Raw genomic sequence first — 23469 nt, forward strand, 5'->3', positions numbered from 1 at the left:
AGTAACTGAGACGGCATATACGATCCTGCGCAGCAGTTTAAACTGCAGCGTTTTTTCTTATGGCAAGGCATTACATACCCAATGTTTCACGTGAAACAGTTTAATATAGACGGTAAAGCAAGCAGTTTTGATAAAGGTGGTGTCTGTGTGGTCAGTCCTTTTAATCGAATCTTTGGTTTGGGAGATAAATCAGATTCTGAGCCACAGGAAAGCTACAATCCAGATGAAGTGGTCCAACTTCCGATAAAGAATATTGAACCTAATAGATTTCAGCCCCGCTCTATTTTTAGTGAGGAAAAGATAAAAGAACTTGCTCAAACAATAAATACACATGGCATGATTCAACCAATCGTCGTCCGAAAATTGGAAGGCGAGCAAGACAGGTATGAATTGATAGCCGGGGAGCGGCGTTGGCGTGCAGTTCAGACTTTGGAGTGGGAACATATATCTGCCATCATCCGAGATATGACTGACGCAGAGACTGCCTCTGTTGCGCTGATTGAGAATCTGCAGCGTGAGGAATTGACGGTTATAGAAGAAGCGATGGCCTATGCTAAACTCCTTGAACTACACTCATTGACACAGGAAGCTTTGGCACAGAGATTAGGGAAAAACCAGTCCACTGTTGCCAACAAACTTAGGTTATTAAAGCTGCCTGAAGAAGTACAGCAGGCATTAATGAACAAGGCCATCACGGAAAGGCATGCACGTGCATTGATTAAACTGGGAGATCAGGAGAAACAGTTAATACTCCTCCAAGAAATCATCGATCACGAACTGAATGTAAAACAGACAGAAGAAAGAATTTCGAAAATGAGCCAGCCCAAAGAAGAGAAAAAGCCGAAAAAAACGAAGCTCAAAGGATTCAACAAAGATGTCCGCATTGCTATGAACACGATTCGTCAATCATTGAATATGGTTTCTGATACTGGTGTGGATGTAGAATCTGCTGAAGAAGAATTGGATGATTATTATCAAATCACCATTAAAATACCCAAAAAGAAATGAAGATCCATTGCTTTTTATAAAAATAAAGTATCTCAGGAATGCCCACCCTTGCTATAAGGATGGGCATTTTTAGATTCACATGAAGTCGCTCACCCAAAATGATCATTCATTTCTACTATATGTGTTGAGTGGTTCCTTAAAACCGGTGAAAAAGCCTAGTAGTTTTCTATATAATAGTGATAGAATAGAATAATGAGAATAAATGATATTCACATCCGGATTCTAAGTTCTTACTAAAATAGGTAGGTGTCAACATGGGAAAAATATTGTCCATCGCAAATCAAAAAGGCGGCGTTGGAAAAACGACTTCGTCCGTTAATTTAAGTGCTTGCCTAGCCGAATTGGGGAACAAAGTGCTGCTCGTGGACACAGACCCACAAGGAAATGCCACTAGCGGAGTTGGAGTAAATAAAGCGGATATGGACCGATGTATCTATAATGTTCTAGTGGAAGACTTGCCAGCTGAAGAGGTCTGCGTGACCTCCAATGTAAACAACCTGGACATCATTCCTGCTACAATACAGCTTGCCGGGGCTGAAATTGAATTAGTTCCGACCATTTCCAGGGAAATCCGCTTAAAAAAAGCGTTGGAAAGTTTGAAAGAACAGTATGATTACATCATCATCGATTGTCCTCCTTCACTTGGGCTTTTGACAATCAATGCATTGACTGCTTCGGATACTGTCATGATACCAGTTCAGTGCGAGTACTATGCGCTAGAAGGTTTGAGTCAATTGCTTAATACGATACGTCTCGTACAAAAACATTTGAATAAGGAACTAATGATTGAAGGGGTTCTGCTTACCATGCTTGACGCTCGGACAAATTTGGGAATACAGGTGATCGAAGAGGTCAAAAAATATTTCCAAGACAAAGTCTATCAATCAATCATCCCTCGAAATATACGGTTAGGGGAAGCACCGAGCCATGGTCAGCCAATTATTGCCTATGATCCAAAATCGAGGGGAGCAGAAGTGTATCTTGAATTAGCAAAGGAGGTGATGGCCAATGGCGAAAGGGTTAGGTAGGGGGTTGAATGCCTTTTTCCAGGATATCGAGGAGAAGGAGGAAGATTCCATTCAGGAAGTCCCTCTCAAGGATTGTAGACCAAATCCATATCAGCCGCGTAAGACCTTTCATGCTGATGCGATTGAAGAACTTAAGGAGTCTATTCTCCAGTATGGTATCATTCAACCGTTGATTGTAAGGAAAAGCATCAAAGGGTATGAAATCGTTGTGGGAGAAAGGCGTTACCGTGCAGCTAAGCAAGCAGAACTGCAGACAATTCCTGTAATCGTTAAGGATTTATCTGACGCCAGAATGATGGAGCTTGCACTTCTGGAGAACCTTCAAAGAGAGGATTTATCACCAATAGAAGAAGCCCATGCATATGCCAACCTGATGAATGAGTTGAAAATAACTCAAGAAGAACTATCCAAACGGTTAGGGAAGAGCAGATCACATATCGCCAATATCGTCCGTCTTCTGTCTCTTCCAGAGCAGGTGATTGCTTCTATCAATAATGGAGAGCTTTCCATGGGACACGGCCGTGCACTCCTTGGCTTGAAAGATAAAAACAAGTTGATTCCTCTGGTGAATAAAATCAGGCATGAAAAGCTTAATGTACGACAAGTAGAGAAGCTGATCAACCAGTTGAATGAGCAGCCTGCTCCCAAAAAAGTAAAAGAAAAAAAGGATATATTCATCCAGGAGCGGGAGTCTGTCCTGCGTGAACGTCTTGGTACCTCCGTCAATATTCGTCAAGGAAAAAGAAAAGGGAAAATCGAAATAGAATTCCATTCGAATGATGATCTGGAAAGAATTATGGAGGTATTGGAAAAGTAGTTGGTATGGCAGAAGGCTGACGTTACTTAGTACGTCAGTCTTTCTTTTAATATGTTGAAAGCTCCTAAAGGAGTGGGAGACCTAAGCGAAATGAGACTGTTCCACGTGGAACAACCTGCATTCGTGCTTACATATATTAATTAATACGGGGATGAAGGAAATGGCGTTATATGGAACAATTGTCAACGGGATCTTAGTACTGATTGGAAGTACTCTGGGTTTATTTTTCACTAAAATACCAGAACGATATAAAGAGACCGTGATGCATGGAATCGGTTTGGCAGTTCTATTAATAGGATTGCAGATGGCCCTATCAACAGAAATGATTATTGTTGTATTGCTAAGCCTACTGTCCGGAGCAGTTATCGGAGAACTTCTCCACTTGGAAGAGGGACTGAACCGCTTTGGTGAATGGATCGGAAGCAAGTTCATTGTCCGGCAGGGAGAATTCAGCGTTTCTCAGGGATTTGTCACTGCGTCGCTGATTTTTGTGGTAGGTGCGATGGCTATCATCGGAGCATTGGACGGCGGAATACGTGGTGACCACGAAGTATTGATAACCAAGGGCATTCTTGATGGGTTTATGGCTCTTGTGTTGACCACCACATTCGGGTTTGGTGTTGCTTTATCTGTTGTTCCGGTAGTTGTTTATCAGGGAACGATAGCTTTGTTGGCTACTCAAATAGAGAGCTGGCTGCCTGAAGCCTTCTTGAACGGATTGATTGTCGAATTGACAGCAGTTGGAGGGCTTTTGATTATGGCAATAGGTTTGAATGTCCTGAAGATCACTCAAATACGTATTGGCAATCTTCTTCCCTCTATTGTTACGGTCGCATTCATCTATTATATCTATCAGTTGTTTTAATATAGGAGTGGAGCGGGAGCGGTCAATATGCAGCGGGTAACGAAAACCATATATGAAAGTTTCATGCTTCTACTGGTTATGCTTACACTTGCTGGCATCTGGATGGATCATGCATATAATTCCCCCATCCATTGGTATGTATGGGGGATATTCGTAGTGGATTTCTTCACTCGATGGTACCGGTGATCTATTTCTTTCGTATTAAGACAATTACTAAATACTATATTTCACCAGTCATAGAGAGAGTGACATATTTATCATTGCTGGGATTTACGGGAGCTGTTCTTTCTTTGCTTATCGTGGAATCAATGGTCATTTGGCAACTTGAAGAGGGAATACAGACGTATTGGGAAGCTTTATACATTACTGGAAGCCGGATCATCTTGTTTGGGCGTGAAATGCCTACCATAGAACATAAACTTTCTGTACTTCTATTGACAGGAACCTCCATAATGGGGGTAGTCATACAGGGAGTTGCATTACAATGGGGGTTCTCCACAGCGGAGAACAGGTATAAGAAATGGAAGAATAGAAAGATGAAACCAGAGGCCAACAAGGAAAATCTCTAATATAGCCAGAACTAAAGCCCCTCCGCCATTTTGCGGAGGGGCTTTAGTTCTAAATAGAAAAGGGGGGGTTACATATAATGCAGTGTACCCTTTTTGTTACTTTTTAAACCTAAAGAAGGGGAAAATTTTTCCCGGCTCAATTGTCGGTCAAAGCCAGAAAGGAGATCAGCTGTTTTGTGTGCCATATCAGAGACGATGGATAGCCTCGTATTCTGCAGAACGGAAGCTTCCATGAAACCTCCGACGTTCACTACACCAGTGATATGCACATCTCCAACAGGGGGAAGGGGTTTATTCAATGCAGCGCCTGGTTTGATTGATCCCTTTCCGGCAATTAAATACCCGACGGATCCACTTTTACCGAGACCAGCATCAATGGCAATGATAAATGATTGCTGATGCGCCTCTCCAATCAGCTGTATGTAATCGGAAAGGTTGGTCGCATGTACCGGATATTTTAATGTGCCATAAATGGTAAGGTTTTTCGGCTGCATTTCAGTCAAATAAGTGCCTGTTAAAGGGCCTAATGCATCACCGGTGGAACGGTCGGTGCCGATACATACGACGACACATTCTTTTGGCTGCTTCGGAATCCAGGAGAAAATTTTTGCAAGCATTTCGTCCTGAAGATCGGGATTGGTATGAAGCATGCGAAAGTTTTCCTGTTGCAGGCCAAAACGCTTCTTCAGATTCATAGCTTATCCTCCATAAACATATTGGTATAGTATACGGATTTTTCTCAGCGTCTATACGTTAAAACTTTAAAATAATGGAGGAAAAAACATGTGGAAAGCTGGTCTTAAATGGATGTTTTTGATTATTGGGACGACGATTGGGGCAGGGTATGCTTCAGGGCGGGAATTATGGCAGTTTTTCGGGCATGAAAGCGGACTGGCTATTCTCTTGTTTGTCATCTTTTTTTCCAGTTCATGTGGGGTGATTATGAAGATCAGCAGGCAGAAGGAATCGACTCATTACTTGCCAGTGCTGCGTGATATCGTGGGCGGCAAATTGACGGGCATCTATGATTTGATGATATTTCTCTACCTGTTTACTACTACTGTTGTGATGATTGCTGGCAGCGGAGCGACTGGACAGGCGTTTAACTTCAGTTACTGGTGGGGTATAGGAATAATGGTTATAGCATTGCTATTGCTTTTTCTAAAGGATATAAACGGCTTGCTTACCATCAATCAATTTATTCTCCCCCTTCTTCTCGGAGGCCTTCTCTTCATCCTTCTCAGTTTTACGATTGATCAGGAATTGGAATTGTTTTCTCATTGGGATGAACAGCGAAATTGGGCCGCTGCCTTTCCGTTCACTGCTTTGAACATCCTTCCATTGATAGCCGTTTTAGGTGCAATCGGGAATAAAGTGAAAGGAAGCCAGGAGATTTGGATTGCATGTTGTGGAAGCGGCCTGGTTTTAGGGGTCATTTCATATGTATATAATAATAGCTTGATTCAAATTGCTGATGAGCTGTTACTGTATGAAATCCCTCTGTTTGCCATATTGAAAGGTTATCCTTTTCCCATGTTTGTTTTCATAGGGATTCTACTATGGTTTGCGATCTTTACTACAGCAGCTTCAGGGGTTTTGGGAATTGTCACGAGAATAAGGGATTATTTTGATCAGCCATTAAGCTTGCTAGTGGCAGTCACCTTAGCTACAATGATTCCATTAAGTACATTCGGATTCTCCACGCTCATAAACTATATTTATCCAGTTTATGGCATTTTGAATCTCTATGTGCTGACTCGCCTGTTATTATATCCCTTGTGGAGCAGAATGGAGAAAAAAGAGACATAGCAGTTTAGGAGGTACATGGATTGGATTCAGTGAATGAAGAAATAGAAACATTTTGGGATTACCTGACAGGTCCTGATCTTTGGACTACTATTGCCCAGGGCGCATTGCAGATTCTATTCATCATCTTGTTTGCGGGCATATTGGTCAGGGTTGCAAAAAAGCTGGTGGACAGGCTTTTCTCTAATAGACAAAAAGGCCGGTTCAAAATCAGCGAACGCAGAGAGAAGACACTAACCAAGCTGATCAAAAGTGTCGTTTCTTACTTTGTATATTTTGTAGCGATTGTCATGATACTTAGTGTGTTCAATATACAGGTAGGGCCTCTCCTGGCAGGGGCTGGTGTGGTAGGGCTTGCTATTGGTTTCGGTGCCCAGAACTTGGTGCGTGATATCATATCCGGATTCTTCATCATATTTGAAGATCAATTTTCAGTGGGCGATTACGTAGCAGTAGCAGGAATTGAAGGAACGGTGGAAGAAATTGGCCTCCGAGTGACCAAGGTCCTCAGCTGGACAGGAGAAATGCATATTCTCCCCAATGGAAATGTCACCCAGGTGACCAATTATTCGGTTCATAACGGCCTGGCGATCGTCGACATTCATGTCCCTTATGAAAGTGAAGTGGAGGAGGCAGAGAACCTGATTAACGAAGCAGCTGCAGGGTTACCGGAAAAATATGATTTTATCGTAGGAATCCCTGAAATCATCGGGGTCCAGAATCTTGAAGCTTCGCATTTTACGATCAGGGTTATTGCCGACACGCTTCCTGGCTTCCAATGGGCGGGAGAGCGTAATATCAGGCGGGACATGCAGGACAAACTATATAAATCCGGCATCGAAATCCCGTCTCCACGTCTAGTGATGTATTCTCGAGAACAGCAAGAAGAATTCCGTCAAAACCGCGGACAAGGCCAATAAAATTCCGTTATAATAGGGGAAAAAGGAGAAGGCCATATGCAAGAAAAAGAGTTCGAACTTAATGATGTGGTACAGATGAAAAAACCTCACCCGTGCGGGGAGAACCGATGGAAAATTATTCGGATGGGGATGGATATCCGTATCAAATGTCAAGGATGCGGACATAGTGTGATGATCCCTCGACGAGAATTCACCAAGAAAATGAAAAAGGTTCTAGAATCTGCAGAAAACAGCTAAAATGGAGATTTAGCTGTAAAAAAAGGCATTATGCTCATAGAAATATATAAAATCATAGGTGAAAGAGCAAAAATAGGCATTCCCCGGATGCCTATTTTTGCTTTTCGCCAGCTTGTCATTTAGCTGGAACCTATCTATAATGAGACTACGCGTTCATATGAATGGAATCCTTAAGGAGTTGAAAAGTTTTATGTCTTTGACAGCAGGAATTGTGGGTCTTCCAAACGTAGGGAAATCTACGCTATTCAATGCCATTACACAAGCGGGAGCTGAAGCGGCCAATTATCCGTTTGCTACGATCGATCCCAATGTGGGTATTGTGGAAGTGCCTGACAACCGCTTAGATACATTAACAGAAATGGTAAAACCGAAAAAGACTGTCCCAACAGCTTTTGAGTTCACAGATATTGCGGGGATCGTAAAAGGAGCAAGCAAAGGGGAAGGTTTGGGGAACCAATTCCTCTCCCATATCCGTCAGGTCGATGCCATCTGCCAGGTGGTCCGTTGTTTTTCCGATGACAACATCACCCATGTTTCCGGGAAGATTGATCCGATTGATGATATCGAGATTATCAATTTGGAACTGATTCTGGCAGATCTTGAGACTGTCAATAAACGGTTTCAGCGGGTGGAAAAGCTTGCAAGACAAAAAGATAAGGCAGCAGTTGCCGAACAAGAAGTGCTGGGTAAATTGAAGGAAGGGCTGGAGGAAGAAAGGCCTGTAAGAGCATTGGAGTTTTCCGATGAGCAGTGGAAAATTGTCAAAGGACTTCATTTACTTACTAGCAAGCCCACTCTATATGTAGCCAATGTCAGTGAAGAAGAGGTGGCAGATCCCGATGCCAACCAGAATGTCCAAAAGGTGAGGGAGTATGCTGCCAAAGAGAATGCAGAGGTAATTGTGGTATGTGCGAAAATTGAGGAAGAAATCTCTGAGCTGGATCACGATGAAAAGGAGATGTTCCTGGAAGACCTCGGCATATCTGAGTCTGGTCTGGACAAGCTGATCAAAGCATCCTATGACCTGCTTGGTCTGGCTACCTATTTCACCGCCGGGGAACAAGAGGTCCGTGCATGGACCTTCCGCAAAGGAATTAAAGCACCACAAGCGGCGGGCATTATCCATACCGATTTTGAACGTGGGTTTATCCGGGCAGAAACCGTATCCTATGATGATCTTGTCGAAGCGGGATCAATGGGTAAGGCTCGCGAGAATGGCAACGTTCGCCTGGAGGGCAAGGACTATGTTGTCCAAGATGGCGACGTCATCCATTTCCGATTTAATGTGTAGGTTCATAATGAATACTGTAAGGTAAGAACCAGAGTAGTTATAACGCAGGTAGGATCTCTCGAAGGCTTGTATTTTAATAAAAGGTTTGGTATAATTCATCATTGTGAGTAATTATTGTCGATTACTCCTTGCTCTTGTTGAGATCCGATTTCAATAAACAGGAGCCGCTAAGACCAAAAGGAGGTGTAACGGATGAGAAAATACGAAATCATGTATATCATCCGCCCGGACATTGAGGAAGAAGCGCAGACAAGCTTGATCGAGCGTTTCAACAAAATCCTGACAGATAACGGCGCGGAGATTGATAAAGTGGATGAAAAAGGCAAGAAGCGTCTTGCTTATGAAATCCAAGACTACCGTGATGGATACTATGTTATCATCAACTTCAGAAGCGGAGAAGAAGCTGTAAATGAATTCGACCGACTTGCGAAGTTCTCTGATGATATTATTCGTCATATCGCTATTCGAGATGAACAATAATAAGGAGTGGTTCTGATGTTAAATCGTGTCGTGCTAGTTGGCAGGTTAACGAAGGATCCTGACTTGCGTTATACACCAAGCGGCGTTGCTGTCGCCAATTTCACTGTTGCTGTCAACCGGCCGTTTTCCAATCAACAAGGGAACCGCGAGGCGGATTTCATCAATTGTGTAGTTTGGCGCAGACCAGCTGAAAATCTGGCGAACTATATGAAAAAAGGCAGCATGATCGGTGTTGATGGACGCGTGCAAACGCGGACATTTGAAGGCCAGGATGGTAAGACGGTCTTTGTGACGGAAATTGTGGCAGACAGTGTCCAATTCTTGGAATCAAAAAACTCCTCCCCAGATAGAGGGCAGGATGCAGGGTTCCAGCAAAACCGAAATCAGAACCAATTTCAAAACCAAAACCAATTTCAACCAAATCAGAATCAGAACCACGAGGACCCATTTAAAAATAATGGAGAGCCTATCGATATATCGGATGATGATCTACCGTTTTAAAGGGGATGTTTGGAAGTTGACTTTCTGATCGTCGCCTTACCATATATAAAAGGAGGGTATTCACATGGCAGCTCGTCGCGGACGCGCAAAGCGTCGTAAAGTGTGTTATTTCACAGCAAACGGAATCACACACATCGACTATAAAGATGTAGATTTGCTGAGACGTTTCATTTCCGAACGTGGAAAGATTCTTCCACGTCGTGTAACTGGAACTTCTGCAAAATACCAGCGTAAATTGACTATTGCTATTAAACGTGCTCGTCAAATGGCATTATTGCCATATGTAGCAGGTGAATAATGGCATGATAGAAAGCCCCCAATCCAATTAGGATTGGGGGCTTTCAGCTTTCTAAGAGGTCACCGCCGTTTTCTTCTCTTGGGATATACAGTGATGACTCTTCCTAACAACCCGATTGTAAACAAAGCAGCCAGTACTAAGTATAAATCATGGATTGGTACGAAAAATGCAAGGGCTGTATATAGAAGCAGGGGAAGAGTGGTGGTGTAAGCACTCATTTTCCACAGAATGGAAAAACGAAGCTTTCTTCCGAGCATTTTTGCTATAAGAGTTCCCAGGTATGCCATAACGGAAAGCAGCATAAAGAAAATGATGACGAGCGGCAGATAGTAGAAAATGAAGAAGTAGATGAATTTTAACACTAAATTCATCTCATCACCCAAACCGCCTGTCGAAGTAATCTGGTCTACCAGAGAAGGCAGGGAAGCGAGGAATAGAAAAAGAAACATATAGACAACCGTTATATCCATGCCAATCCTGTTCAGTTGAAAAATTGCTTTTTTATTCGGTAATTTGATGCTGTTTATGAATGCTTGTAGAAAAACCATCTTTTCCATCCTTCTAATTTAGTCTATCTCCCCTATTATAAAGGAAGGAAGCGGGAAAATGGCAGTATAACTTGAAAAATAGGTGACTTTTGGCTTGGAGTAAGTCTGTTGGGAGTCAACTGGCACAGCTGCAGTAGGGGGGTTGGACCCAACAATTTCCGCCAACCATTCGGCTGTAAATCATGTTATTATATACTAATAGAGAAATTGTAAAGGTACACTGTTAGTTGTTTAAAAGAGGTGCAATGGATGAACCAATCGAAGAAAATTACGGACGGGGCAATGCTTACAGGCATTTTCGTCTTGCTGTTGATTATTACAGCTTTTGTACCCGTACTAAATATTTTAAGTATATTCCTGTTGCCGGTCCCGTTTATCGTTTATGCTGCCAGGTATAGCTGGAAACCCGGGATGTTGATGTTCCTGGCAGCCGTCATTCTTTCCCTGCTGCTCGCAACCGTTTTTTCATTGCCTGTCACTGTGTTGATGGCGATTGGCGGACTTATGATCGGCTGTGCCATCTATCAGGGCGTTTCGGCCTATGAGACGCTGGCCCGAGGGACATTGGGTTTTCTAGCAGGATTATTGTTTGCCTTTGTATTCACCCAGTATGTTTTTCAGGTGAATTGGCTGGCAGAACTGGAAACGATGTATATGGAATCCTTGCAGATGAGTACAGATCTGCTTGGTCAATTCGGCTCAGATGAACAGACGGAAGAGATTCAGGGAATGCTGGAAGCTCAAATCAGCTACTTTATCGATCTGTTTCCAGTAGTACTGGTACTATCAGCTGTATTACTGGCCTTCCTCAGCCAGTGGGCTGGATACAAGATGATTAATCGAATAGAGAATAAAGAGTTGCGGTTTCCGCCGTTCCGGCATCTGCAATTCCCACGTTCACTTATTTGGGTCTACCTGGTTGCCATTCTATTATCCATGATAGAATTAGATCCTGGAAGCATCTACTTTATGGCAGTGCAGAATCTGCTGGTACTGACAGGTCTTATCATGGCCGTTCAGGGGATTTCCTTTGTTTTCTTCTATTCCCATCAAAAAAAGCTGTCCAAGGCTGTCCCTGTGCTGGTGGTAGTTCTGGTCATCCTTTTTCCTTTAATGCTACTGTATTTCATGCGCATTTTAGGTATAATTGACATAGGATTTAAGCTGAGAGAGCGAATGACAAAAGACTCATAAGATCGAAACCGATAAGTGTTACCCAAGTAGGAGCTGAATGCTATGCCGGATTTACAAAAGAAACCAACGTTAAGCAGCCATTTATGGATCATTTACCTGCTATCCATCATTTTACTGGCAGTGATTTGGTATTTTCAATGGATGCTGGGAGTAATCATGACCTTGTTGCTGGCTGCGTCCATCTATTATAGTATCCGTACGGAAAGGGTGCTTTTGAACGAGACGGAGGAATATATTTCCACCCTCTCCCACCGGGTGAAGAAGGTTGGGGAAGAAGCCTTACTGGAAATGCCGATCGGCATCATTTTATATAATGATAATTTTACCATTGAGTGGGCGAATCCTTATATGAATAAATTTGCCCAAGAAGAAGATACACTTGTTGGTGAATCTCTCAATGTCCTCAGTGAGGAGTTAATCCCTAAGATAAGAGAAAACAAAGAAGAAATCTGGTTGGAGCTTGGAGGATATGAGTTCCAGACCACTGCTAAAAGGGAAGAAAGGCTGCTCTATTTGTTCGATCGGACCCAGCAGTCACGTCTTCAAACCATGTATGATAATGAGCAAACTGTCCTAGCCATCGTCTTCTTAGATAATTATGAGGAAATCACCCAGAATATGGACGATACGCTGAAAAGCCAGCTCAACTCCCAGGTTACATCTGTGTTGAATAACTGGGCAGGACAATATGGCCTCTATCTGAAACGGACGTCCCAGGAAAGATTCCTGGCGGTAGGTTCAAAAGAGATCCTTCAGCAGATGGAAAAGGTGAAGTTCGATATATTGGATGAAGTCCGTGAACTAAGTGGAGAGCAGAATAATCCAGTGACACTGAGTATTGGTGTAGGTTCCGGAGATGTGCCGCTTCCTACCTTGGGAGAATTGGCGCAGTCCAGTCTTGACCTGGCCTTGGGCCGGGGAGGGGACCAGGTAGCCATCAAAGATGAATCCGGGAAGGTCCGTTTCTATGGCGGCAAGACGAATCCGATGGAAAAACGGACAAGAGTCAGGGCTCGGGTCATTTCCCATGCCCTGAAGGAATTGGTGAAAGCGAGTGATAATGTTATCATTATGGGACATAAGTCCCCTGATATGGATTCACTTGGTGCAGCGATCGGTATCTTGAACATCGCCAAAGCGAATGGAGTAGAAGGCCATATCGTTTTTGACCGCGACGATGTGGATACAGGCGTCTATCGCCTTGTGAACGCCTTGAAAGAGGATAATGATCTATGGGAGCACTTCATTGACCCGGACGATGCGGAGGAAATCACCGGAAACCGCAGCCTTGTGGTGGTCGTGGATACCCACCGGCCATCCATGGTTGCAGAAGCCAGCCTGTTGGATAAGACGGAGTATAAGGTGGTCATAGACCACCATCGCAGGGGCGAAGAATTTATTCAAAATGCAACACTTGTCTATATGGAGCCTTATGCATCTTCCACAGCTGAACTGGTAACAGAATTACTCGAGTACCAGCCAAAGTCATTGAAATTGAAGATGGTCGAAGCGACTGCTCTGTTGGCTGGAATCATCGTGGATACCAAAAGCTTTTCCCTTCGGACTGGGTCCAGGACGTTTGATGCTGCTTCCTATCTTCGTTCAAAAGGGGCAGATACGATTCTGGTCCAACAGTTTATGAAAGAGGATCTCGACCTGTTCATTCGAAGAGCCAAGCTGATTGAACGGGCAGAGGTATTCAGAGATGTAATTGCGATTGCCAAGGCGGAGCCAAATGACAAGTATGGTCCAGTGCTGATTGCCCAGGCAGCAGACACTCTTCTTACCATGAGCGGTATTTCCGCCTCCTTTGTCATCTCAGAGAGAGATGATGGAAGGATCGGCATCAGTGCAAGGTCGCTTGGGGAAGTGAATGTCCAAATTATTATGGAACGGATGAATGGCGGCGGTCATCTGACGAATGCGGCCACTCAGATTGAAGATACCACCCTGGACGATGCAGAGGGGTTATTAAAAGATATAATTGATGAATATTTTGAGGGGAGCGATACAGAATGAAAGTTATTTTCCTGAAAGATGTAAAAGGCAAGGGCAAAAAAGGTGAAGTTAAAAATGTTTCAGATGGGTATGCCCGCAACTATCTTTTGAAGAATAATGTTGCACAGGAAGCTACTCCGGGCAACCTGAAGGCACTTGAGGCCCAAAAGCGCAAGATGGAACAAGAGGAGCAGGAAGAAAAAGAAGAAGCAATGGATTTGAAAGATAAATTGGCAGAACTGACAGTGGAATTGAAGGCTAAATCCGGTGATGGCGGCCGTCTCTTCGGGTCCATTACCAGTAAGCAGATTGCCGAGCAATTGAAGAAAGACCATGGTTATAAAATTGATAAGCGGAAGATTGAACTGGACCAGCCAATCCGTGCACTTGGTTATACTACTGTCCCAGTGAAACTCCATCCGGAAGTGTCTGGTTCCATCAAGGTGCATGTCTCTGAAAAGTAATAAATTAAAATTGACTATAGAACGGCCGGTTTCCGACAACAAGATTTTCCATGAAAGGAGGGCCCGGGACGATGAATGATTGGAATGACCGAACTCCCCCACATAATATTGAAGCGGAGCAGTCGGTGATTGGCGCCATCTTCTTAGAGCCGCAAGCTTTTTCAACCGCTTCGGAAATATTGGTTGCCGAGGATTTTTATCGAGCGGGTCACCAACGGGTTTTTGCAGCGATGATGAAATTGGCCGATAAAGGTGAGCCGATTGATGTGGTGACTGTGACAACCTATCTGCAGAATGCAAAGCAGTTGGATGAAGCAGGAGGGGTAACCTATCTGTCTGAAGTTGCAGGCAGTGTCCCGACCGCAGCCAATATCGAATACTACAGCAGGATCGTGGAAGAAAAGGCCATCCTTCGCAGGCTGATTCGCACTGCTACTGATATTGTCACATCCGGCTATGAAAAAGAAGATGAGGTCGAAGATGTTTTAAACGATGCGGAAAAAAACATTCTGGAAGTTTCCGGACGTAAAAATTCCGGTTCTTTCAAGGCGATCAAAGATGTATTGATTGATGTGTATGATAATATTGAACAACTCCATCAATCTGATGCCGATCTAACTGGAGTGCCTACCGGCTTCCGCGATTTAGACCGTATTACTTCTGGTTTTCAGCCCAATGATTTGATTATTGTTGCAGCACGTCCTTCTGTTGGTAAGACTGCATTTGCACTTAATGTCGCACAGAATGTGGCTGTAAACAGCGGGGAGAATGTAGCCATTTTCAGTTTGGAGATGGGAGCAGACCAGTTGGTTCAGCGGATGCTATGTGCAGAAGGAAATATAGATGCTACCCGTCTTCGTAATGGCCAACTGCAGGCGGATGACTGGAGTAAATTGACAATGGCTATGGGTTCCTTATCCAATGCAGGCATATTTATCGATGATTCACCAGGGATCCGTGTGAGCGAAATCCGTTCCAAATGCAGGCGTCTCAAGCAGGAACATGGGCTTGGCATGATCTTGATTGATTATCTGCAGTTGATCCAGGGCAGCGGAAGTTCCAGAGGAGAAAACAGGCAGCAGGAAGTCTCCGAGATTTCTCGTTCCTTGAAGGGATTGGCAAGGGAATTGAATGTTCCTTTAATTGCTCTGTCCCAGCTCTCACGTGGAGTGGAATCCCGCCAAGATAAACGTCCAATGATGTCTGACCTTCGTGAATCGGGTAGTATTGAGCAGGATGCCGATATTGTAGGTTTCTTGTACAGGGATGACTACTACGATCAAGAGACAGAGAAACAAAATATTATTGAAATCATTATTTCCAAACAACGTAATGGTCCGGTTGGTACGGTGGAACTTGCGTTTGTGAAGGAATACAATAAATTTGTGGATCTTGACCACCGGTATTCAGAGAGTGATGTACCTCCTGCCCCGGTGCAAGCCTAAGGAAGCAGTCCCCATTGGACTGCTATTTTTTTATTTACACTGTTCTTCATAAAATTGCATTTGCATTATTTAAACCAATCCACTGCTTGTCCGGATGGGATACAGGTTTCCTCCGAAGGCGAAGGTCGCTCTTCCAGTCTCCTCAGATACTGTGAGAACTAAGGCATCCGTCTGCTCGGAGAGCCCCAATGCAGCTCGGTGTCTGGTTCCCACCTTTCCCCTGATGGTCATATTTTCCGAAAGAGGAAGTACATTTGCAGCAGAAACAATCGTATCTTGGTGGATGAGTACGCCCCCATCGTGTAATGGATTTCCTGTATAAAAGATCGATTCCAGCAATGGATGGGATAGCTCTGCATGCAAGGGGATGCCTGCATGCAGATGTTCCTCCAGCTTGTCTTCCCGCTGAATGGCAATCAACGCACCATGGTTACGCTCGGAAAGATGCTGAATAGCAACAGAGAGCACTTCAAAATGGTTGGTGAAAGCAGCTAAGTAACTCCTTAAGTAATAGGAAGCGGTGGCTGTCTGAATATCATGGAAGGATTGATGGATATGTTCCAATTCATGCAGGACACTGCATTCGCTCGTCTCCAATGTTTGAATGAGTTGATGAATGTCATGCGAAAGTCTGAGCAGTTCACTTCTCAGATGGTCTCCCACCCTGCTGCTGGATATACCAGGTTCCATCGAAGCCATATTTCCACCCCGCTTAAGCTGATGTATAATCAATCTGATGATAGCTTTTGTACAGGATGGTTTTTTATTCGTTTTAAGTTGTCATTCTGGATATATATTAGCGAACAATGCTATTAAATTAAATATTGATCGTTCGTGAATTAAATTGACTTGCCCATAGGATACTGATAGAATTACTTTTGTAAATAATGAAAATCAAATGTTACATAACCTAATGGAGGTGCACCTATGTCCTCAGTAGTAGTAGTCGGAACACAATGGGGCGATGAAGGAAAAGGGAAAATCACTGATTATCTGTCGCAGAATGCCGAGGTTGTCGCCCGTTATCAAGGTGGAAACAATGCCGGCCATACCATCAAATTTGATAATATCACATATAAACTGCATTTAATCCCATCCGGTATCTTCTTTGATGATAAAATCTGTGTATTGGGAAATGGAATGGTCATCGACCCGAAAGCATTTATGGAGGAAATTGCCTATCTGCATGAACGCAATGTTTCTACGGATAATCTCCGAATCAGTAACCGGGCACATGTCATCCTTCCATATCATCTTCAACTGGATATTCTGCAGGAAGAAGAGAAAGGTGCCAATAAAATTGGTACAACAAAAAAAGGGATCGGGCCAGCATATATGGACAAAGCTGCACGAAGCGGAATCCGTATAGCAGACTTGATGGATAAAGATGTCTTCCGGAGTAAGCTGGAGCAGAATCTGAAAGAGAAAAACCGCTTGTTTGAAAAAGTATATGAAGTAGAACCGATACAGGTAGAAAGCATCTTGGAAGAGTATTATGAGTACGGGCGCCAAATGGCGGAATATGTCTGTGATACCTCTGTTGTTCTGAATGATGCTCTTGACGAGGGGCGCCGTGTTCTTTTTGAGGGGGCACAGGGCGTCATGCTAGACCTTGATCAAGGGACATACCCGTTTGTGACTTCCTCCAATCCGATTGCTGGAGGAGTGACCATAGGTTCTGGTGTTGGGCCAACGAAAATCAATCATGTTGTCGGCGTTTCTAAAGCTTATACAACCAGAGTGGGAGATGGGCCTTTTCCAACGGAACTGCATGATGAGACTGGTGATCAGATACGCGAAGTAGGTCGTGAATATGGAACAACTACAGGCAGGGCCCGCCGGGTCGGATGGTTTGACAGTGTTGTTGTCAGACATGCCCGCCGTGTCAGCGGAATCACTGACCTGTCTCTCAATTCCCTTGATGTATTGACAGGAATCGAGACATTGAAGATTTGTACCGCCTATCGCTATAAAGGCGAAATCATGAAGGAATTTCCTGCCAGTCTTTCCGTCTTAGCAGAGTGTGAGCCGGTCTATGAAGAAATGCCTGGGTGGGAAGAAGACATTACAGGAGTGAAAGATCTAAGTGAACTCCCTGAAAATGCCCGCCATTATTTGGAGAGGATTTCCCAATTGACGGAAATTCCATTATCCATCTTCTCTGTGGGCCCGGACAGGTCCCAGACAAATGTAGTGCGAAGTGTTTATAGCAGTTAAGTTGAATATAATTGGAAGAGGCTGCCTTTGATGGCAGCCTCTTTCTTATTGTTGAGAGGGAAGACATTTCCCTCGAAATGCGATAAAATAGGGAGAAGAGTGTATTGTTGTAAGTAGACACTCATGCGCAAATACCAATAAAAACTAGAAAAATTATCCTCTGAAACTATAAATTAATTTAACCTATGCGGACAAAGGATGTGCAATGATGAGTCAGAAAATATTAGTTGTCGATGATGAACAGCCAATTGCAGATATATTGAAGTTCAACTTAGAGAAAGAAGGATATGAGGTAGTCGTAGCAAATGATGGAGATGCAGCGGTGGAACTTGCCGAAGCGGAAGTCCCAGACCTCATTTTGTTGGATATCATGCTGCCCGGACGTGATGGAAACGAAGTCTGTCGGGAAGTCCGCAAGAATCATTCCATGCCGATCATCATGCTGACGGCGAAAGATGCTGAAATCGATAAGGTGCTCGGTCTGGAGCTTGGAGCTGATGATTATGTCACCAAACCATTCAGCAATAGAGAACTCATTGCCAGGGTAAAAGCAAATCTCCGCAGGCAGCAGGTGCCGGAAGATACGGCGAAGCAGACAAAGGATATCGTGATCGGTTCCCTCACCATCCACCCTGATGCCTATGTGGTATCAAGGGATGGCAAGCAGATTGAGCTTACTCATCGTGAATTTGAGCTCCTTCACTATTTGGCCCGCCACATGGGCCAGGTGATGACGCGGGAACATTTGTTGGAAACTGTCTGGGGCTATGACTATTTCGGTGACGTCAGGACTGTAGACGTAACCGTGCGAAGACTGCGGGAAAAAATAGAGGAGAATCCAAGTAATCCGACATGGATTGTGACCCGTAGAGGAGTAGGTTATTATTTGCGAAACCCTGAACAGGAGTAGTACCTATGAATAAAGTCGGTTTTTTCCGATCCATCCAATCCAAATTCACGATTATCTATATTCTATTGCTTTTGGTGGCTGTACAGGTGATCGGAGCTTTTTTTACCAATGAACTGGAGACGGAATTGATGGAGAGCTTTGAAAGCTCGATCAATGACAGGGTAGAACTGTTGAATTATAACTTGGAGCAGGCATTCGAAAGAGAGAGGAATGAGGAAGAAGGGCCAAGCCTTCAGGAGGAGGTCCAGAGTATTGTACATGATGTGGAAACAGGAGACATCACTACACTGGAAGTCATCAATAACCAAAGCCGGGTCCTTGGAACCACTAATGTATTGGAGAGGGACAGGATCGGCAAAAAGACAACAAGGGATACCGTCCAGGACGCTCTTTTCTTTGATAAGCGTCAGGACACAACCAAATACAACCAGGAAACAGGAAATCCTGTGCATGTCCAGGCCGTTCCTATCTTCGATTCTCAGGAAAATGTCATGGGAGTCATCTACGTGGAAGCATCCCTGGAAGGTGTTTTTAATCAAATGCAGGAAATCAATGATATTTTCCTGCAAGGCTCATTGTTGGCCATTGCAGTGTCAGCAGTGGTAGGGATACTGGTGGCAAGGACCATAACCAAACCGATTTCCGAAATGAGAAGACAGGCACAAACCATGGCTAAAGGGGACTTCAGTCAAAAGGTGAAAGTGTACAGTAAGGATGAAATAGGTCTGCTTGCCGACACATTCAATGATTTGAATTCCCGCCTCAAACATTCTTACGCAACAATCGAGGAGGAACAGTTCAAATTGAGGTCTGTCTTATCCAATATGTCTGATGGAGTGATTGCCACCAATCGTACAGGCGCAGTGACTTTGATGAACGAAGCTGCTGGCAGAATGATTGGCCGTGATCCCGATGAGGTGAGTGGTGAGTTGTTGATCGATGTCATGCAACTGGAAGATAGAGTCGTGGATATGACGGAGCTGCCGGAAAGCGGATCGATGATCATTGACTTCAGTGATGAGGAAGAATTTTTCTTGATCCGTGCCAATTTCTCTACCATCCTCGATGAAGAAGAAGAGGTTACCGGGTTTATCTCCGTAATCAGCGATGTAACGGAGCAAGAGAAGGCTGAGCAGGAACGCAGAGAATTTGTTTCCAATGTATCCCATGAGCTTAGGACTCCATTGACAACGATGAAAAGCTATATAGAAGCACTGAATGACGGGGCATGGGAAGATAAAGAAATAGCCCCGCGCTTTCTTGGTGTAGCTCAAACGGAGACAGACAGAATGATCCGTATGGTGAACGATCTTCTCCAACTTTCCAAGATGGATGCAGAGGAATACCCGCTTGAAAAAGAACGGGTGGATTTCATCCAATATTTTCACGGTGTCATCGACCGGTTTGAATTGAATCTTCCGGGACACATCCATTTGAAAAGGCAGTTGCCGGAAGGGCAATTCCCTGTCTGGATGGATAAGGACAAAATGACCCAGGTTCTTGATAATGTGATTTCCAATGCGATTAAATACTCACCTGAAGGCGGTATTATAACCATGAAGGCGGAAAACAAGAGGCATTATCTGCTGGTGAGTATCAGTGATCAGGGAATGGGGATCAGTTATGACAAGCTTGATAAAATATTTGAGCGTTTTTACCGGGCAGATAAGGCAAGAACAAGGAAGCTTGGAGGAACTGGACTGGGACTGGCCATATCCAAAGAACTTGTAGAAGCCCATCATGGTAAAATCTGGGCAACAAGCAAAGAGGGTAAAGGGACAACCGTTCTCTTTACACTTCCGCTTATGAATCAGAAGCGGAGGGGTGTATGATGAAATTAGAGGCAGTAAAGTCGTTAATACTGATTGTCCTGATCGGTTTCAGTCTGCTGCTCAGTTTTGGGCTGTGGCGGTATCAGCCGAGCCTGGACAACTTGAATAATTCCTCCTATATTGATGAAATGGATATCGGAGGGGTGGAAGAGACAAAGGGCAGCCTAATCGTTCCCAAGTCTTTCGTCTTCCATGTCAATGATCGACCTTACGCTCCTAGTGACCCAAAAGCCCAAGAGGAGCTATATGAGCGCATGAAGTCATGGGAATTAGATGAATTTTATGCAGGTGATTCAGATGGAAGGGAATCACAGGCATTTGAGATAGAGATCATCTTTCCAGAAGAACTGCCGATGGAATTATTGAGGAACTTCTACCAATTTGATAACCCTGACATACAGCTCCCGAGTTGGTCATTCAAGCGTATATACCTCACATTGGAACAGGATACAGCTTCCGTCCACTTGGAAATTCAGTCGATTGATGGACGGCAGGAGGCACATGCTGTGATCAACAACCCGAATGTATATGAAAGCCTATGGAACAGAATGTCTTCGTTGGAAGGGTTGGAAGAGCAGTTCGTATTGGAAAGCGGCGATTCGGTGATCTATCTCCCCGATGATCCGGTGTCTGCTCCTGAACATTCTGTGGCAGTCACTGACCTGGATGTCAATGCTCTTGTCAATGCCTTGTTCCAGACACCATCCGTGGTCCGTCAAAATTATGACAACGGGGAATCCTACTATAATGATGGACAGCGCCAGATGCGCGTATTCCAATATGGAAGGAATATGGAATTTTATAATCCCAATACCACCAACCAGGAAAGCTTGCCAGCAGTTGAGCTTTTGGATAGAAGCATTGCCAATATCAACGGCCATTTTGGATGGACGGATGATTATCGCCTGTCACGACTGCATACGGGTACCAACACCGTAAGGTACCGGTTGTTCTATGCGGGGTATCCTGTGTTTAACAGCTCCGGCCTATCAGTCATTCAACAGGAATGGAGGGATGTCGGACTTCATCAGTACAGCCGACCTCTGTTCACCATGGAAGATTCATTTACGGGGGATTTGGTTGAGCTCCCAGGAGGGGGCGAGGTTGTTTCCCATCTGAGGAATACAGAGTACAATATGGAAAATATCGGTGACATTCAACTGGGCTACCGGTTAACGTATGAGATGCATCAAAATAATGCCACCGCCTATCTCCAGCCTGCATGGTATATGAAATATAACGGAATTTGGCGGGAAATTTCATTTGAAAACAGATCATCAGAGGAAGGGGGCAGTTAGGATGCAGTGGGGCAATATAAAGACCGTTTTCATCCTCTGTTTCCTTGTTCTTGATGTATTCTTGCTCTGGCAATTCATGGAGAAGCAGAAACAGGCTGATATAAGTGTTTTGGAGGAACAGAATTCTTCCATTGAGAGTCAACTGGAAGCAGAGAACATTACCATTGGAGACATTGAGATTGAAACGACGGAGGAACCTTATATTTCGGTACACCCAAAAAATTTCACGGAAGAGGAAGTTGGTTTACTAGGGGCTAAAGAGGGTGTACAGGCAGAAATGGTGTCCGACAACCTCATTGCCGGCCGGTTTGAAGAGCCGATTCCCCTACCGGCAAATGTTGAGAAAGAAGATATAGAGGAGATGGTTCGTCCGTATGTCTTCAATCCGGGAGAATATACCTTCTGGGAATGGGATGAAGAACTGAACGCGCTTATTTTCTTTCAAAAGAAAAATGACCGACCCATCTATTATAATCAGTCAGCATTGCTTATCGTCTATTTGAATGATCAGGATGAGATGACATTCTACACCCAAACAATGCTTGGAGAGGCAGAGATTCAAGAAAATAACCAGACAATGATCCAACCGAGACGGGCAGTGGAGATTTTGTACAATCGTGGAGCTTTGTATCCGGAAGATGAAGTTTCCGATATGAGCATCGGCTATTTGACCAGGGTTCCTTTGGAGGATGGTGTGCAGGTTTTTGCTCCGACATATAATATCACGGTTACAAATGAATCGGGGGAGCGGAAATTCCTGGTCAATGCTTTGGAAGGTATACAATCGACGGTTAATGATGAGTTTTATCAGGAATTCATACAAAATAGTCTAGTTAACATCAACACGTTGAACGAAGATAACGAAATGAAGGAACCCCTGTTGAACTTGCTTAATGGAAAGCTACAAGAGGAAAATCGGAGTGAGACAGAATGACGTTACGATTTAGTGTGTTGGCTTCCGGGAGTACTGGAAATGCCTTCTATATCGAATCAGAAAAAGAAAAAATATTGGTGGACGCGGGACTCAGCGGAAAGCAGATGGACCGGCTTTTCACGGAAGTACAAGTAGATCCATCCGAACTATCAGGGATCTTGGTGACTCATGAGCATAGTGATCATATCAAAGGGCTTGGAATTTTAGCTAGGAAGTATAACCTTCCCATATACGCAAATGAGAATACGTGGAAGGCAATGGAAAATTCCATTGGCAAGCTCTCTATCGATCAAAAATTCCATTTTGGTATGGAGCAGGTGAAGACGTTCAGTGACATGGAAGTAGAATCTTTCGGTGTATCCCATGACGCAGCAGAGCCAATGTTCTACACTTTCCGGCATGATGGGAAAAAGGTCGCATTGGTAACAGATCTGGGCTATGTCTCGGAACGGATAAAGAAAACGGTGGAGGATGCAGATGCTTATATATTCGAAGCCAACCATGATGTAGAAATGCTTCGTATGGGAAGGTATCCTTGGAATGTAAAACGTCGTATTTTAGGCGATTCTGGCCATGTCTCGAATGAAGATTGTGGGCTTGCACTGACGGATATTATCAGCAATAGAACCAAAAGGATTTATTTGGCACATTTGAGCCAAGACAATAACATGAAAGACCTTGCACGCATGTCGGTGGATAGTGTATTAAAAGAGCGTGGCATACAGTTGGAACTGAAGGATACCGATCCAAAGTCGCCTACCCCTCTCTACGAAGTGGTTTGACCCGTGTGTTCTCTATTCCTTGTGGAT

The 23469-nt window shown here is 44.0% G+C and carries 26 protein-coding genes; 23 read left to right on the forward strand and 3 right to left on the reverse strand.

Features of this window, described 5'->3' with window-relative positions:
* Positions 1-147 precede the first annotated feature (147 nt).
* The 6 genes from noc to ACFOGI_RS12460 all read left to right on the forward strand — a co-directional run bounded on the left by noc (position 148) and on the right by ACFOGI_RS12460 (position 4287).
* Positions 148-1008 (forward strand): nucleoid occlusion protein, encoded by an 861-nt coding sequence (gene noc / locus ACFOGI_RS12435; protein ID WP_390273007.1) that lies wholly within the window; start codon positions 148-150, stop codon positions 1006-1008.
* Positions 1009-1262: 254 nt separating this feature from the next.
* Positions 1263-2036, forward strand: a complete 774-nt coding sequence (locus ACFOGI_RS12440; protein WP_390273010.1) for a ParA family protein — start codon at positions 1263-1265, stop codon at positions 2034-2036.
* Positions 2017-2853, forward strand: coding sequence for a ParB/RepB/Spo0J family partition protein (locus ACFOGI_RS12445; protein WP_390273013.1), 837 nt, complete (start codon positions 2017-2019; stop codon positions 2851-2853). Before ACFOGI_RS12440 ends, ACFOGI_RS12445 begins: the two co-directional genes overlap by 20 nt.
* Positions 2854-3013: 160 nt before the next feature.
* On the forward strand, positions 3014-3718 hold the full coding sequence (locus tag ACFOGI_RS12450) for a DUF554 domain-containing protein (RefSeq protein WP_390273016.1): 705 nt from the start codon (positions 3014-3016) through the stop codon (positions 3716-3718).
* A 27-nt stretch (positions 3719-3745) separates the two neighbouring features.
* A complete protein-coding gene (locus tag ACFOGI_RS12455; RefSeq protein WP_390273019.1) occupies positions 3746-3904 on the forward strand; it encodes a hypothetical protein in 159 nt (52 codons plus the stop codon).
* A 104-nt stretch (positions 3905-4008) separates the two neighbouring features.
* Positions 4009-4287, forward strand: a complete 279-nt coding sequence (locus ACFOGI_RS12460; RefSeq protein ID WP_390273022.1) for a hypothetical protein — start codon at positions 4009-4011, stop codon at positions 4285-4287.
* Positions 4288-4355: 68 nt separating this feature from the next.
* On the opposite strand, the gene yyaC is transcribed toward ACFOGI_RS12460, so the two are convergent.
* Complete coding sequence (gene yyaC / locus ACFOGI_RS12465) at positions 4356-4982, reverse strand: spore protease YyaC (RefSeq protein WP_390273025.1); 627 nt, start codon at positions 4980-4982, stop codon at positions 4356-4358.
* A gap of 88 nt (positions 4983-5070) precedes the next feature.
* Between yyaC and ACFOGI_RS12470 the strand changes: the two genes are divergently transcribed.
* From ACFOGI_RS12470 to rpsR, 7 genes are all read left to right on the forward strand, one after another.
* On the forward strand, positions 5071-6096 hold the full coding sequence (locus ACFOGI_RS12470) for a YkvI family membrane protein (protein ID WP_390273028.1): 1026 nt from the start codon (positions 5071-5073) through the stop codon (positions 6094-6096).
* Between the two features lie 20 nt (positions 6097-6116).
* On the forward strand, positions 6117-7013 hold the full coding sequence (locus ACFOGI_RS12475) for a mechanosensitive ion channel family protein (RefSeq protein WP_390273031.1): 897 nt from the start codon (positions 6117-6119) through the stop codon (positions 7011-7013).
* Positions 7014-7049: 36 nt separating this feature from the next.
* The gene (locus tag ACFOGI_RS12480; RefSeq protein WP_390273034.1) at positions 7050-7250 is read left to right on the forward strand and encodes a DUF951 domain-containing protein; all 201 of its coding nucleotides are present in this window, start codon (positions 7050-7052) and stop codon (positions 7248-7250) included.
* A 190-nt stretch (positions 7251-7440) separates the two neighbouring features.
* On the forward strand, positions 7441-8541 hold the full coding sequence (ychF, locus tag ACFOGI_RS12485; protein ID WP_390273038.1) for a redox-regulated ATPase YchF: 1101 nt from the start codon (positions 7441-7443) through the stop codon (positions 8539-8541).
* 192 nt (positions 8542-8733) lie between these two features.
* Positions 8734-9021 (forward strand): 30S ribosomal protein S6, encoded by a 288-nt coding sequence (rpsF, locus tag ACFOGI_RS12490; protein WP_390273042.1) that lies wholly within the window; start codon positions 8734-8736, stop codon positions 9019-9021.
* Positions 9022-9036: 15 nt separating this feature from the next.
* The gene (gene ssb, locus ACFOGI_RS12495; RefSeq protein WP_390273045.1) at positions 9037-9522 is read left to right on the forward strand and encodes a single-stranded DNA-binding protein; all 486 of its coding nucleotides are present in this window, start codon (positions 9037-9039) and stop codon (positions 9520-9522) included.
* Positions 9523-9586: 64 nt separating this feature from the next.
* Positions 9587-9820, forward strand: coding sequence for a 30S ribosomal protein S18 (rpsR, locus tag ACFOGI_RS12500; protein ID WP_390273048.1), 234 nt, complete (start codon positions 9587-9589; stop codon positions 9818-9820).
* Positions 9821-9879: 59 nt separating this feature from the next.
* Here rpsR and ACFOGI_RS12505 read toward each other — a convergent pair whose 3' ends face one another.
* Entirely contained in the window at positions 9880-10368 is a 489-nt protein-coding gene (locus ACFOGI_RS12505) for a DUF1189 family protein (RefSeq protein ID WP_390273051.1), read from the reverse strand.
* A 249-nt stretch (positions 10369-10617) separates the two neighbouring features.
* Between ACFOGI_RS12505 and ACFOGI_RS12510 the strand changes: the two genes are divergently transcribed.
* The 4 genes from ACFOGI_RS12510 to dnaB all read left to right on the forward strand — a co-directional run bounded on the left by ACFOGI_RS12510 (position 10618) and on the right by dnaB (position 15469).
* Complete coding sequence (locus ACFOGI_RS12510) at positions 10618-11562, forward strand: YybS family protein (protein WP_390273054.1); 945 nt, start codon at positions 10618-10620, stop codon at positions 11560-11562.
* 42 nt (positions 11563-11604) lie between these two features.
* Positions 11605-13581: a DHH family phosphoesterase gene (locus tag ACFOGI_RS12515; protein WP_390273057.1), complete on the forward strand. Its 1977-nt coding sequence runs from the start codon at positions 11605-11607 to the stop codon at positions 13579-13581.
* Positions 13578-14024, forward strand: coding sequence for a 50S ribosomal protein L9 (rplI, locus tag ACFOGI_RS12520; protein WP_390273060.1), 447 nt, complete (start codon positions 13578-13580; stop codon positions 14022-14024). Before ACFOGI_RS12515 ends, rplI begins: the two co-directional genes overlap by 4 nt.
* 71 nt (positions 14025-14095) lie before the next feature.
* Complete coding sequence (gene dnaB, locus ACFOGI_RS12525; protein WP_390273064.1) at positions 14096-15469, forward strand: replicative DNA helicase; 1374 nt, start codon at positions 14096-14098, stop codon at positions 15467-15469.
* A 69-nt stretch (positions 15470-15538) separates the two neighbouring features.
* On the opposite strand, the gene cdaS is transcribed toward dnaB, so the two are convergent.
* Positions 15539-16168: a sporulation-specific diadenylate cyclase CdaS gene (cdaS, locus tag ACFOGI_RS12530; RefSeq protein ID WP_390273069.1), complete on the reverse strand. Its 630-nt coding sequence runs from the start codon at positions 16166-16168 to the stop codon at positions 15539-15541.
* 228 nt (positions 16169-16396) lie between these two features.
* On the opposite strand from cdaS, the gene ACFOGI_RS12535 reads away from it, so the two are divergent.
* The 6 genes from ACFOGI_RS12535 (at position 16397) to ACFOGI_RS12560 (ending at position 23442) form a co-directional block, all read left to right on the forward strand.
* Positions 16397-17686: an adenylosuccinate synthase gene (locus ACFOGI_RS12535; RefSeq protein ID WP_390273072.1), complete on the forward strand. Its 1290-nt coding sequence runs from the start codon at positions 16397-16399 to the stop codon at positions 17684-17686.
* Positions 17687-17894: 208 nt separating this feature from the next.
* The gene (yycF, locus tag ACFOGI_RS12540) at positions 17895-18596 is read left to right on the forward strand and encodes a response regulator YycF (RefSeq protein WP_390273075.1); all 702 of its coding nucleotides are present in this window, start codon (positions 17895-17897) and stop codon (positions 18594-18596) included.
* A gap of 5 nt (positions 18597-18601) precedes the next feature.
* Entirely contained in the window at positions 18602-20428 is a 1827-nt protein-coding gene (walK, locus tag ACFOGI_RS12545) for a cell wall metabolism sensor histidine kinase WalK (RefSeq protein WP_390273078.1), read from the forward strand.
* The gene (locus ACFOGI_RS12550; protein WP_390273081.1) at positions 20428-21726 is read left to right on the forward strand and encodes a YycH family regulatory protein; all 1299 of its coding nucleotides are present in this window, start codon (positions 20428-20430) and stop codon (positions 21724-21726) included. The genes walK and ACFOGI_RS12550 overlap by 1 nt, the downstream gene beginning before the upstream one ends.
* 1 nt (position 21727) lies before the next feature.
* Positions 21728-22660: a two-component system regulatory protein YycI gene (locus ACFOGI_RS12555; RefSeq protein WP_390273084.1), complete on the forward strand. Its 933-nt coding sequence runs from the start codon at positions 21728-21730 to the stop codon at positions 22658-22660.
* Complete coding sequence (locus ACFOGI_RS12560) at positions 22657-23442, forward strand: MBL fold metallo-hydrolase (RefSeq protein WP_390273087.1); 786 nt, start codon at positions 22657-22659, stop codon at positions 23440-23442. The genes ACFOGI_RS12555 and ACFOGI_RS12560 overlap by 4 nt, the downstream gene beginning before the upstream one ends.
* The last annotated feature ends 27 nt before the right edge of the window (positions 23443-23469 follow it).

The organism is Virgibacillus xinjiangensis (assembly GCF_042643145.1).
In the GTDB taxonomy this organism is placed as follows: Bacteria; Bacillota; Bacilli; order Bacillales; family Amphibacillaceae; genus Virgibacillus_O; species Virgibacillus_O xinjiangensis.